General features: G+C 74.7%; 12 protein-coding genes. 11 read left to right on the top strand and 1 reads right to left on the bottom strand.

The window, feature by feature from the left end; genetic code table 11:
* Positions 1–10: 10 nt before the first annotated feature.
* On the bottom strand, positions 11–769 hold the full coding sequence (locus FHU28_RS21940; RefSeq protein ID WP_184686372.1) for a class I SAM-dependent methyltransferase: 759 nt from the start codon (positions 767–769) through the stop codon (positions 11–13).
* Between the two features lie 182 nt (positions 770–951).
* Here FHU28_RS21940 and FHU28_RS21935 point away from each other — a divergent pair, with 182 nt between their 5' ends.
* The 11 genes from FHU28_RS21935 (at position 952) to FHU28_RS21885 (ending at position 11,826) form a co-directional block, all read left to right on the top strand.
* Entirely contained in the window at positions 952–3,231 is a 2,280-nt protein-coding gene (locus FHU28_RS21935; protein ID WP_184686371.1) for an FAD-dependent oxidoreductase, read from the top strand.
* A complete protein-coding gene (locus FHU28_RS21930; RefSeq protein ID WP_184686370.1) occupies positions 3,228–3,548 on the top strand; it encodes a putative quinol monooxygenase in 321 nt (106 codons plus the stop codon). The genes FHU28_RS21935 and FHU28_RS21930 overlap by 4 nt, the downstream gene beginning before the upstream one ends.
* On the top strand, positions 3,545–4,771 hold the full coding sequence (locus FHU28_RS21925) for a cytochrome P450 family protein (protein ID WP_184686369.1): 1,227 nt from the start codon (positions 3,545–3,547) through the stop codon (positions 4,769–4,771). The genes FHU28_RS21930 and FHU28_RS21925 overlap by 4 nt, the downstream gene beginning before the upstream one ends.
* A gap of 52 nt (positions 4,772–4,823) precedes the next feature.
* A complete protein-coding gene (locus tag FHU28_RS21920) occupies positions 4,824–5,489 on the top strand; it encodes a TcmI family type II polyketide cyclase (RefSeq protein WP_184686368.1) in 666 nt (221 codons plus the stop codon).
* A gap of 91 nt (positions 5,490–5,580) precedes the next feature.
* The gene (locus tag FHU28_RS21915; protein ID WP_013286772.1) at positions 5,581–5,964 is read left to right on the top strand and encodes a DUF1622 domain-containing protein; all 384 of its coding nucleotides are present in this window, start codon (positions 5,581–5,583) and stop codon (positions 5,962–5,964) included.
* A gap of 30 nt (positions 5,965–5,994) precedes the next feature.
* Entirely contained in the window at positions 5,995–6,468 is a 474-nt protein-coding gene (locus tag FHU28_RS21910) for a macro domain-containing protein (protein ID WP_184686367.1), read from the top strand.
* 74 nt (positions 6,469–6,542) lie between these two features.
* A complete protein-coding gene (locus FHU28_RS21905; protein WP_184686366.1) occupies positions 6,543–8,711 on the top strand; it encodes a heavy metal translocating P-type ATPase in 2,169 nt (722 codons plus the stop codon).
* Positions 8,712–8,805: 94 nt separating this feature from the next.
* Positions 8,806–9,204 (top strand): TOBE domain-containing protein, encoded by a 399-nt coding sequence (locus tag FHU28_RS21900; protein WP_184686365.1) that lies wholly within the window; start codon positions 8,806–8,808, stop codon positions 9,202–9,204.
* Complete coding sequence (modA, locus tag FHU28_RS21895; RefSeq protein WP_184686364.1) at positions 9,201–9,983, top strand: molybdate ABC transporter substrate-binding protein; 783 nt, start codon at positions 9,201–9,203, stop codon at positions 9,981–9,983. The genes FHU28_RS21900 and modA overlap by 4 nt, the downstream gene beginning before the upstream one ends.
* Entirely contained in the window at positions 9,980–10,777 is a 798-nt protein-coding gene (locus FHU28_RS21890) for an ABC transporter permease (RefSeq protein ID WP_184686363.1), read from the top strand. The genes modA and FHU28_RS21890 overlap by 4 nt, the downstream gene beginning before the upstream one ends.
* Positions 10,774–11,826 carry an ABC transporter ATP-binding protein gene (locus FHU28_RS21885; protein ID WP_184686362.1) on the top strand — a complete coding sequence of 351 codons (1,053 nt, stop codon included), beginning with the start codon at positions 10,774–10,776 and terminating at the stop codon, positions 11,824–11,826. Before FHU28_RS21890 ends, FHU28_RS21885 begins: the two co-directional genes overlap by 4 nt.
* Positions 11,827–11,879 lie beyond the last annotated feature (53 nt).

Raw genomic sequence — 11,879 nt, 5'->3', positions numbered from 1 at the left:
ACGGGCGCCGTCAGCGCAGCGCGGCCACCGCGGCGTCCGCGCCGCCCCGCCAGAGCACGCCGGCCTCGGCGAAGCCGGCCGCGCGCAGCGCGTCCAGGTGCCACGCCGCGGGCGGGCTCCACTCCGGGCTGTGCCCGGTCGGATAGATCTGCCGACGCTTCTCCACCAGCGGGCCGAGCACCGGGTCGTCGGCTGCCCGCGCCCACCAGTCCGGCCAGGACAGCGCCGCGCCGGCGCCGTACCGGGCGTCCCGGCGCGCCCGTGACCGTGCGCCGAGCCGCGCGGTGAGCGTCGGCATCGCGTCGTCGGGCATGTGGTCGGCGTTGACGAACACGCCGCCTGGACGCAGCACGTCACGGATCTCGCGGTAGAGCTCGGTCAGGCGCGGGCCGTCCACCCAGTGCAGGGCGGTGGCGGTGAGCACGGCGTCGTAGTCCCGGTGCGGCAGCGCGGCGGCCCAGCCGGAGTTGTTGAGGTCGGCGGTCACCACTGTGGCCCGCCCGGCCAGCGCCGCCTCGGCGAGGGTGAGCAGCACCGGGTCGAGGTCGAGCACCGTCACCTCGGCGTCGGGCCGGCGGGCCAGCGCCCGCAGGCTGATCGAGCCGGTGCCGCCGGCCAGGTCGAGCACGCGCGGCGGCCGGTCGTCCGCGACCGCCTCGACGGCGTCGAGCATCGCGGCGAAGCGGTGCTCCCGGTCCGGCATGAATGCCTCCTGCTGCCGGTCCCAGCTCTCCTGCCAGGCGCGTACGTCCAAGTCGTAAGGAGTCATGTCACTGACGATAGTTACCGTCGGGGCGCCTGTCGAGGCTTGTTGCCATAGTTTTGCAACAACTGCTGAGCGTCGCGGCGGCGTCACCGGGACCGGACGTGCGACCGGGCGACGGTGACGACCGGGTGACGCGGGCTGCGGCAGGGTCGCGGCACGACGACGGCACGGTTCGAGGGGGCTGCATGATCAGGACGATGCTCCGGCTGCGCGCGCGTCCGGGGTGCGAACCCGCCGTCGGGCCCGCCTTCGAGACCGTCGCCGGACAGCTCGGCGCGCTGGCCGGCAACCTCCGGCACGAGCTGCTCCGCGACGCCCTGGACCCGCGCGGCTTCGTCGTCGTCACCGAATGGGCCGACGAGGCGGCGCTGCGCGCGTACCGGCGCGGGCCGGTGGCGGCCCGCCTGGCCGGCCTGCTCCAGCCGCTCACCGAACCGGTGGACGGCCCGAGCTATCCGCCGCTGCGCGAGACCGGGAACGGCGAGGGCCCGGTCTACGTGGACGTCGAGCTGACAGTGCCGCGCGACCGGCTCGCCGAGTTCCACAGGGGCTATCCCGAGGTGGTACGGCGGATGAGCGCGATACCCGGCTACCGCCGCGAGCAGCTGCTGCGCGAACCCGGCTCGGACATCCACCACATCTTCGCCGAGTGGGACGGAGCCGCTCCGTTCCTCGCCTGGATCGGCGACCCGGCCCACGCCTCCGCGCAGGCCGGGCCGATCGCCCCGTTCCTTCTCGACATCCGGCGCCGCCTGTTCCACGTCGTGCCCGACGCGGACGGCCGCCGTCACCCCACCACGGGCTGGGAGGCCGACGTGCACAGGACAACAGACGTACTCGTCGTCGGGGCGGGGCCCACCGGGCTGACCGCCGCCGTCGAACTGGCCCGCCGGGGCATCGACTGCCTGGTGATCGACAAGCAGGCCACCCCGCCCGGGCACGCCGACAAGGCGATCGGCGTGCACTGCCGCACCATGGAGATCTGGGAGGAGCAGGGCGTCGTACGGGAGGCCATGGACGCCGGCATCTGGCTCACCGGCAACATGGTCTTCGTCAACGGCGCGCAGACCCACCGGATGAGCTGGGAGCTGCCCGGCCTGCCGTACGCGCACCTCGGCCTGCCGCAGTACGAGACCGAACGCATCCTCACCGACCGGCTGGCCACCCTCGGGGTGCGCCCGCGGCGCGGCGCCGAACTGGTCGACCTCACCCAGGACGCCGACGGCGTGACCGCCACCGTCCGCACCGCCGACGGCGGCACCGAGACGGTACGCGCCCGGTACGTCGTCGGCGCCGACGGCGCGCACAGCCGGGTCCGGGAGCGGCTCGGGCTCACCTTCACCGGCGGGCTGGGCCGGTTCCCGCAGCTGTTCATGCTGGTGGACGTCGACGTCGACTGGGACATGCCGGACGGGCACCTGCTGCGGTTCCTGCACGTGACCGACGGGCAGATGGACGGGATGCTCGTCTGCGTACCGCTGCGCGGCGAGCACCGCTACCGCATCGCCACCCTGGCCCCGCCCCGGTTCTTCGCCCAGACCGGCGGGCGCGACGCACCGCCCGGGTTCAGTGAGGAACTCGACGAGCCGACCATCTCCGACGTGCAGGCCGCGCTGGACCGCCTCGCGCCACCCGGCACCCGGGCGAGCAACCTGCGCTGGTCGTCGGTCTTCCGGATCAGCCACGGCATCGTCGACCGCTACCGCGAGGGCCGGATCTTCGTCGCTGGGGACGCCGCCCACCTGCACCCGCCCGCCGGGGGCCAGGGCATGAACACCGGCATCCAGGACGCCTGGAACCTGGCCTGGAAACTCGCGCTGGCGGTACGCGGGCTCGCCGCGCCCGGGCTGCTGGACAGCTACGAGACCGAGCGGCGGCCGGAGGGCGAGGAGATCGTCGGCCGGGCGGTACGGATGGCCGGCACCGAGGAGGTCGACCGCGCCGACCTGGAACGGCAGTTCCTCCAGGAGATGTCCATGCTGCTCAGTTACGCGAGCAGCCCGCTGGTCGGGGAGACCGTCGCCGACCCGGCCGCGCTCGGTGACGCGCCCCGCCCCGGCGACCTCGCGCCGGACGTCGACGGGCTGCTCCGGCGCGGCGTCGGCCACCCGCTGCGGCTGCGCGACCTGACCCGGGGCACCCGGCACACGCTGCTGCTCTACGCCGACGGCACGGCCGAAGCGGCGGAGCTGGCCGCGTTCACCGGCCTGTGCGCCGACGCGCGCCGGCTGGCCGGCGGGGAACTCGACGCGTACCTGCTGCTCGACCCGGACGCCGACGAGCCGCGCCTGCTCGACCCACCAGTGGTGCGCGACGCCGAGCGCCGGTTCCGCGCCGGGTACGGCCTGACCGGCACCGGCCTGTACCTGATCCGCCCGGACGGGCACATCGGGTTCCGGGGCGCGCCGGTCGACCCGGACGCGCTGCGCAAGCACCTGCACCTGGTGTTCGGGAGCGCACGGTGAGCCGGGTCCGGACCGTGCTGGCGATGCGGACCCGCGAGGGCTGCGAGGAGCGCTTCGAGGCCGAGTGGCTCAGCGCCGCCGAGGAGATCCGCACGCTGGACGGCTGCCTGCACCAGGACCTGGTCCGCGACGCCGACGACCCGCGCAGCTACCTGGTCATCAGCGACTGGGCCGACCGCGAGCGGCTGGACGCGTTCGGCCGCAGCACGCATCGCGACCGCCTGCTGCGCGTCATCCGGGAACTGCGTGAGTCCGCCGACCGGCACACCTACCAGGTGCTGCACAGCGTTGCCGGCGGGCCGGGGGAGGGGCGATGAGCGACGACGTGATGCCGGCGAGCGAGCTGTACACCGACGCGTTCGCGGCCGACCCGTACCCCGCGCTGGCGCGGCTGCGCGCGGACCGGCCGGTCTGCCCGGTCGGCTCGCCGCGCTTCGACTCCTGGCTGATCACCCGCTTCGACGACGCCCGCACCGCGCTGACCGACCCGCGCCTGTCCAAGGACCTGTACGGCCCGGAGCAGCACTACCTGAAGATCTTCGGCCCGAACTCGGAGGGCCTGAACCGCAACATGCTCAACTCCGACCCGCCGGAGCACACCCGGCTGCGCCGGGTCGTGTCGCAGGCGTTCGCGCCCCGGCGGATCGAGGCGCTGCGCCCCCGGGTGGCCACCATCGTCGACCAGCTCATCGACAAGATGGCCCCGCACGGCGAGGCGGACCTGATGCACGACTTCGCCATCCCGCTGCCGATGACCGTCATCTGCGAGCTGCTCGGCGTACCGCCGGCCGACCACGGGCAGGTGCTGGACTGGACCCAGGTCATTCGCACCTCCGGCTCCACCAGCCGGCCGCCGGAGCAGGAGCGGGCGGCGGTGCAGGACGCCCAGCTGCGCCTGCACCAGTACCTGGCCGGCCTGGTCCGGGCCAAGCGCGACGACCCGGCCGACGACATCATCGGCGCGCTCGTCAAGGCCGTCGACCAGGACGGGACGCTGTCCGAGGCGGAGCTGGTCACCACCACGTTCCTGCTGCTGTTCGCCGGGCACCAGACCACCGCCGACTTCCTCGGCAACGCCGTGCTGGCGCTGCTCACCCATCCCGAGCAGATGGAACTGCTGCGCGCCACGCCGCGCCTGCTGCCGGCCGCGATCGAGGAGCTGCTCCGGTTCGACGGGCCGCTGCCGGTGGCCAGCCCGCGCATCGCCACCGAGGACGTCGACTACCAGGGCGTACGCATCCCGCGCGGCGCGATCGTCGGCGTCGCGATAAACGCGGCCAACCACGACCCGGCGCACTTCGCCGACCCGGACCGGCTGGACCTGCGCCGGGTCCGGGGCCCGCACCTCGGGTTCGGTCACGGCGTCCACTACTGCCTGGGCGTCTCGCTGGCCCGGATGGAGGCCGAGCTCGCGCTCGGCGCGCTCCTGCGCCGGCTGTCCGGACTGCGCCTGGGCGTGCCGCTCGCCGAGGTGCGCCGGCTCCCGGCCGCCTCACCGTTCCGCGGCCTGCTGGAACTGCCGGTCACCTTCACCGCCTGACGGAGCCGCCGCCTCGCGCCGCCGCCCTCGTCGCAATCATCAAGGAGCAGTCATGGTCTTCCGCAACGTGATCGTCTGTCACATGGTCCCCGGCAGCGACCAGATCGTCGGCGACGTCTTCGGCCACTACGACCAGGCCACCCGGCCGCAGGACCTCGGCGTCATCGGCCGTTACCTGCTGTCGCACCACGACCTCTACCTCCACGTGATCGAGCGGGAGCAGGACCCGCGGATCTCCGGGCAGACCCGCGGGCTGCCCGCCTTCCAGAAGATCGCCGAGGAGATCGGCCCGTACGTCACCCCGTACCCGCGCTACTGGAAGAACCCGTCGGACTCGGTGGCCAAGGAGTTCTACCACTGGGCGCCCGAGGGCGAGCCGCCCGCCGACACCACGCTCACCGTCATCGTCGGGCGGATCAAGCCCGGCGCCGAGCCGGACGTGGCGCGGGTCTTCACCGAGTCCGACGCCGGGTCGCTCCCGACCGACCTCGGGGTCACCGGGCGCTGGCTGTACTCGATCGACGACGTCTACGTCCACCTGCTCGAACAGGAGTCGTCGGCGGCCGAGGCCACCCGGGACCAGCACGGCGACAAGCCCGCCTTCGGCAAGGTGATGCAGGACCTCGGCCCGTACATCGAGCCGTACCGGCCGGACCGGTGGCAGGGCCCGCAGGACTCGGTGGCCACCGTCTTCTACCGCTGGCAGGCCCAGGATTGAGCCGATCCGCGCTCCCGCCCTCCGGGTGGCGGGAGCGCGGAAACCCCGTCCCCGCCACCGGCCGTACGCGAGGCTGGTGCGGGGGTGCCGGGTGCCGACGAAGGAGATCGTCCAGCACGTCGGGGCGCTGCTGGACCTGGCCGGGGTGCTGGTGATCGCGGTCGGCGTCGCGGTCGCCACGGCGGTGTTCGCGGTGCGCTGCGCCCGGACCCGGCAGGTGGTGGCGCACTACCGCGCGTACCGGCAGGGGGTGGGCCGAGCCATCCTGCTCGGCCTGGAGTTCCTGGTCGGCGGCGACATCATCCGGACCGTCGCGGTGTCGCCCACGTTCACCAGCGTCGGCGTGCTGGCGCTGATCGTGCTGGTCCGCACCTTCCTCAGCTTCTCGCTGGAGGTGGAGCTGGACGGCCGTTGGCCCTGGCAGGGCCGCCCTCCGGCGGACCGGCCGAGCGTGGGCGCCCGTCCCCAGCGCTGAGCGTCGTACCCCTGCGGCAGCATGCCGGGCATGGCGGAGTTCCGGATCGTGCGCGGTGACGCGACGAGCCCGCAGGCGAAGGGCCCCAAGATCGTCGCGCACGTCTGCAACGATCTGGGCGGCTGGGGAAAGGGCTTCGTCCTCGCCGTCTCGCGGCGGTGGCCCGAGCCGGAACGCGACTACCGGGAGTGGCACCGGCACCGGGCCGGCAACGACTTCGGGCTGGGCGCCGTCCGGCTGGTCCGGGTCGCGCCGGACCTGTGGGTGGCCAACATGGTGGGCCAGCGCGGGATGCGCCGGGGCAGCGCCGGGCCGCCGATCCGGTACGACGCGGTGGAGCGCTGCCTCGCAGCTGTGGCCGACCGGGCCGAGGAGCTGGGCGCGTCGGTGCACATGCCGCGCATCGGCTGCGGGCTGGCCGGCGGCTCGTGGCAGCGGATCGAGCCGTTGATCCGGCGCGCGTTGTCCGAGCGCGGCATCCCGGTGACCGTCTACGACCGGTAGTGACCTCCGCCTGTCGCCCTCGCCACTTCGCCGAGCCGATGCCGGCCGGTACCCCCAGGGGGTATGGTGGTGCGATGGAGCACGGATCCGGTCACGACACCGGCCACCACGGCGACCACGGCACCGATCACGGCGGCGGCCACGGCGCGCACGCCGGGCACGACCCGGAGCAGTTCCGCCGCCGGTTCTGGCTGAGCCTGGCGCTCACCGTGCCGATCGTCGTCACCAGTCACATGGTGATGGACTGGTTCGGCTACTCCCTGGACTTTCCCGGCGTGAGCTGGGTCGGGCCGGTGCTCGGCACCGTGGTTTTCGCCTACGGCGGCTGGCCGTTCCTCACCGGCGGGCTGCGGGAGCTGCGCGAACGTACCCCCGGCATGATGCTGCTGATCTCGATGGCGATAGTGGTCGCCTACCTCGCCTCCGCCGCCACCAGTCTCGGCCTGTTCGACCTGGACTTCTGGTGGGAGCTGGCCGCGCTGGTCACCATCATGCTGCTCGGTCACTGGCAGGAGATGCGGGCGGTCGGGCAGGCGCGGGGCGCGCTCGGCGCACTCGCGGCGCTGCTGCCCGACGACGCCGAACGCCTCGACGCCGCCGGGCGGCCACATCCGGTGCCGGTCGCCGACCTGCGGGTGGACGACCTGGTGCTGGTGCGCCCCGGCGGCCGGGTGCCGGCGGACGGGCGGATCGTCGAGGGCGCCGCCGAGCTGGACGAGTCGATGATCACCGGCGAGTCGCGGCCGGTGCCCCGCGCCGCCGGGGACCGGGTGGTCGCCGGCACCGTGGCCACCGACTCCACCCTCCGGGTACGCGTCGAGGCGGTAGGCGCGGACACCGCGCTGGCCGGCATCGGGCGGCTCGTGGCGCAGGCGCAGGCCTCCGGCGGGCGCGCGCAGGTGCTCGCCGACCGGTTCGCCGCGCTGCTGTTCTACCTGGCGGCGTTCGCCGGCCTTGCCACATTCGCGGTCTGGGCGCTGCTCGGCGACCCCGACCAGGCCGTGGTACGGACCGTCACCGTGCTGGTGATCGCCTGCCCGCACGCGCTCGGACTGGCCATCCCGCTGGTGGTGGCGCTGTCCACAGCGCTGTCGGCGCGCGCCGGCATCCTGGTCAAGGACCGGCTCGCGCTGGAGCGGATGCGCACCGTCGACACCGTCCTGTTCGACAAGACCGGCACGCTCACCACCGGCCGGCACACGGTGACCGGCGTGGCCGCCACCGGTGGGCTGGACTCCGACACCGCCCTGGCCCTGGCCGGCGCGGTGGAGGCCGACAGCGAACACCCGCTGGCCCGGGCGCTCGTCGCCGCCGCCGACGCGCGGCCGATGTCCGCGGCCGGGTCCGACGCCGGGCCGACGTCTCCCGGGCCGAAGTCCGCGACCGGGTCCGACGCCGGGCCGACGTCTGCGGCCGGGGCCGGCCCGGCGCGTCCGGTCGCGCGCGGCTTCCGGGCGCTGGCCGGCCGTGGCGTGCGGGCCACCGTGGACGGCGTGGACTGGGCGGTCGGCGGCCCGGCTCTGCTGCGTGAACTGGACGCCCCGGTGCCGGACGACCTGCGCCGCGCGGCCGAGGAATGGTCGGGCCGGGGCGCCGCTGTGCTGCACCTGGTCCGGCTGCCCGAGGGCGGCCCGCCGGAGGTGGCCGCCGCGTTCGCGATGGAGGATCAGGTCCGCCCGGAGGCGCGGGCCGCCGTGGCGGAGCTGCGCGACCTCGGCGTACGCAAGATCGTGATGATCACCGGGGACGCCCGCCCGGTCGCCGAGGCGGTCGCCGCCGACCTCGGGTTCCGGCCCGGCGTCGACGAGGTCTTCGCCGAGGTGCTTCCCGCCGACAAGGACAAGGCGGTGGCCGAGTTGCGCGATCGAGGGCTCACAGTGGCGATGGTCGGCGACGGCGTGAACGACGCCCCGGCGCTTGCGCGCGCCGATGTCGGGCTGGCCATCGGCGCGGGCACCGACGTGGCGATCGAGTCCGCCGGGGTGGTGCTGGCCGGCTCCGACCCGCGTGGCGTGGGCGGCGTGATCCGGCTGTCCCGCGCCTCGTACCGGAAGATGCGGCAGAACCTGGCCTGGGCGGCCGGCTACAACGTGGTCGCGATCCCGCTCGCCGCCGGTGTGCTGGCCTGGGCCGGGATCGCGCTCAGCCCGGCGCTGGGCGCGGTGCTGATGTCCGCCTCGACCATCGTGGTGGCGCTCAACGCCCAACTGCTGCGCCGGGTGCGGATCGCGCCGGCCGACTGATCCGCATTTCCCGGCCCTGCCCCGCCGGCCGGCTCGCGGGTGCGAGCGGATACGCCCCTTCCCGCTCGCACCTGCGCACCGCTAAAGTGAGCCGGTGACGGAGTTCCGGATCGGCGAGGCCGCCGAACTGCTCGGGGTCAGCGCGGACACGGTCCGCCGCTGGATCGACGCCGGCAAACTGCCGGCCACCCGCGACGAGCACGGCCACCGCGTGCTCGACGGCGCCGACCTGGCCGCGTTCGTCCGCGCCCCCGGCCACCCCGAACTGTCCTCGGCCCGCAACCGGCTGCGCGGCATCGTCACCGCCGTGGTCAAGGACACCGTGATGGCCCAGGTGGACATCCAGGCCGGGCCGTTCCGGGTGGTGTCGCTGATGAGCCGCGAGGCCGTCGACGACCTCGACCTCCGGGTCGGCTCCGTCGCCGTCGCCGTGATCAAGTCGACCACCGTCGTGGTCGAGCGAGCCACCCCCAGGGGAAGGACCGGCCCGTGACCGTACGGTGGATCCGCGCCGCCCTGGCCGCCGCGCTGGTGGCGGCGCTCGGCCTGACCGGCTGCGGCGGCGCGGACGAACCGGCCGGGCCCGACGGCGCCGGCCCGGTGACAGTGTTCGCCGCCGCCTCACTCACCGAGTCGTTCACCAAACTCGGCAAGGACTACGAGGCCGCCCACCCGGGCCGCACCGTCACGTTCAACTTCGGCGGCAGCTCCGGCCTGGCCACCCAGATCACCCAGGGCGCGCCCGCCGACGTGTTCGCCGCCGCCTCCCCGGCCACCATGAAGACGGTCACCGACGCCGGTGACGCGGCCGGCGAGCCGACGGTGCTGGTCCGCAACCAGCTCGTCGTCGCCGTGCCCCCTGGCAACCCGGCCCGGGTCGGCGGCCTGGCCGACCTCGCCCGCCCCGGCGTCAAGGTGGCGCTCTGCGCCGAGCAGGTGCCCTGCGGCGCCGCCGCGCGCACCGCGCTGGACGCCGCAGGTGTGCGGCTCACCCCCGCCACGCTCGAACAGGACGTCAAGGGCGCGCTGGCCAAGCTGCGCCTCGGCGAGGTCGACGCCGCGCTCGTCTACCGCACCGACGTACGCGCCGCGCCCGGGCTCGACGCGGTCGAGTTCCCCGAGTCGGGGCGTGCGGTGAACGACTACCCGATCGTGGTGCTGCGCGGCGCCGCCAACCCGGCCGGCGCCCGCGCCTTCGTCGACTTCGTCCGCTCCGACGCCGGGCTCGCCGTGCTCACCGCCGCCGGGTTCCAGGCCCCGTCGGGCAGATGAGCCGCACCGTACGCCGGCAACGGGTGCCGATCGCCCTGCTCGTGCCCGCCGGGCTCGGGCTGGCCTTCCTCGTCCTGCCGCTGGCCGGCCTGCTGCTCCGGACGCCCTGGACCACACTGCCCCGGCGACTGACCGAACCGGGCGTGCTCACCGCGCTGCGGCTGTCGCTGGAGACCGCCACCATCGCCACGCTGCTCTGCGTGGCGCTCGGCGTACCCCTGGCGTGGCTGCTGGCCCGCGTCGAGTTCCCCGGCCGGCGGCTGGTCCGGGCGCTGGTCACGGTGCCGCTGGTGCTGCCGCCGGTGGTCGGCGGCGTGGCGCTGCTGCTGGTCTTCGGCCGGCGCGGGCTGATCGGCTCCTGGCTGGACGAGACGTTCGGGGTGACGTTGCCGTTCACCACCGCCGGGGTGGTGCTGGCCGAGGCGTTCGTGGCGATGCCGTTCCTGGTCATCGCCGTCGAGGGGGCGCTGCGCGGCGCCGACCCCCGGTACGAGGAGGCCGCCGCCACGCTCGGCGCCGGGCGGTTCACCACCTTCACCCGGGTCACGCTGCCGCTCGTCGCCCCGGGCGTGGCAGCCGGGGCGGTGCTCTGCTGGGCGCGCGCGCTCGGCGAGTTCGGGGCCACCATCACGTTCGCCGGCAACTATCCCGGCCGCACGCAGACCATGCCGCTGGCGGTCTACCTGGCGCTGGAGACCGACCTGCAGGCCGCGATCGTGCTCAGCCTGATGCTGCTCACCGTCTCCGTGGTCATCCTCGCCGCGATGCGCGACCGCTGGATCGGGACGACATGAGCGGGCTGGACGCGCACCTGGTCGCGGACCGGGACGGGTTCGCCCTGGACGTGCGGCTGCGCATCGCCGCCGGCGAGGTGGTGGCGCTGCTCGGCCCCAACGGCGCCGGCAAGACCACAGCGCTGCGGGTGCTCGCCGGGCTGCACCCGCTCACCGCCGGGCACCTCACGCTCGACGGCACCGACCTGGACCGGCCGGACCGCCGGGTGTGGACGCCGCCGGAACGGCGGCCGGTCGGCGTCGTGTTCCAGGACTACCTGCTGTTCCCACATCTCAACGCGCTGGACAACGTGGCGTTCGGGCCGCGCCGCCGGGGCGCCGACAAGCGCGCCGCCCGCGCCCGCGCCCAGGCGTGGCTGGACCGGGTCGGCCTCGGCGACCAGGCCCGGCGCCGGCCCCGGCAGCTCTCCGGCGGGCAGGCGCAGCGGGTCGCGCTGGCCCGCGCGCTCGCCGTCGACCCGGCCCTGCTGCTGCTCGACGAGCCCTTGGCCGCGCTCGACGCGCGGACCCGGCTGGACACCCGCGCCGAACTCCAGCGCCACCTCGGCGCGCATCCCGGCGCGACACTGCTCGTCACCCACGACCCCCTCGACGCCCTGGTGCTCGCCGACCGGCTGGTCATCGTGGAACACGGCCGGGTGGTGCAGGAAGGCGACGCGGCCACGGTCACGGCCCGGCCGCGCACCGACTACGTGGCCCGGCTGGTCGGCCTCAATCTGCACCGTGGACGCGCCGACGGGCACACGGTCACCGTCGGTGAGCTGACGCTCACCACCGCCGACACCGTCCACGGTGACACGTTCGTCGCGTACCCGCCGGCCGCCGTCGCGCTGCACCCGGCCCGGCCCGAGGGCAGCCCGCGCAACGTGTGGGCGGCCACGGTGACCGGAGTGCAACGACACGGTGACAACCTGCGCGTGCAGCTCGCCGGGCCGGTGGAGGTGGCCGCCGACGTCACGCCCGCCGCCGCGGCCCACCTCGGGCTGACCCCCGGCCGACCGGTCTGGGCGGCGGTCAAGGCAGCCGAGACGCGCGCCTATCCGGCGTGACGAACACCGCTGGTCAGGACATGTGCGCAGGTGAGAGGTTTGACGTGCGCTCT

Source organism: Micromonospora echinospora, from assembly GCF_014203425.1.
Classification (GTDB): Bacteria; Actinomycetota; Actinomycetes; order Mycobacteriales; family Micromonosporaceae; genus Micromonospora; species Micromonospora echinospora_A.
The sequence above is the reverse complement of the archived record's forward strand: the minus strand, read 5'-3'. Positions and strand labels throughout refer to the sequence as shown.

Bases quoted from the DNA above. Each gene is read 5' to 3' on its own strand.
- FHU28_RS21885 (WP_184686362.1), top strand. From the start codon at position 10,774: ATGAGCGGGCTGGACGCGCACCTGGTCGCGGACCGGGACGGGTTCGCC.
- FHU28_RS21940 (WP_184686372.1), bottom strand. From the start codon at position 769: ATGACTCCTTACGACTTGGACGTACGCGCCTGGCAGGAGAGCTGGGAC.
- FHU28_RS21925 (WP_184686369.1), top strand. From the start codon at position 3,545: ATGAGCGACGACGTGATGCCGGCGAGCGAGCTGTACACCGACGCGTTC.
- FHU28_RS21905 (WP_184686366.1), top strand. From the start codon at position 6,543: ATGGAGCACGGATCCGGTCACGACACCGGCCACCACGGCGACCACGGC.
- FHU28_RS21910 (WP_184686367.1), top strand. From the start codon at position 5,995: ATGGCGGAGTTCCGGATCGTGCGCGGTGACGCGACGAGCCCGCAGGCG.
- FHU28_RS21920 (WP_184686368.1), top strand. From the start codon at position 4,824: ATGGTCTTCCGCAACGTGATCGTCTGTCACATGGTCCCCGGCAGCGAC.
- FHU28_RS21890 (WP_184686363.1), top strand. From the start codon at position 9,980: ATGAGCCGCACCGTACGCCGGCAACGGGTGCCGATCGCCCTGCTCGTG.
- FHU28_RS21935 (WP_184686371.1), top strand. From the start codon at position 952: ATGATCAGGACGATGCTCCGGCTGCGCGCGCGTCCGGGGTGCGAACCC.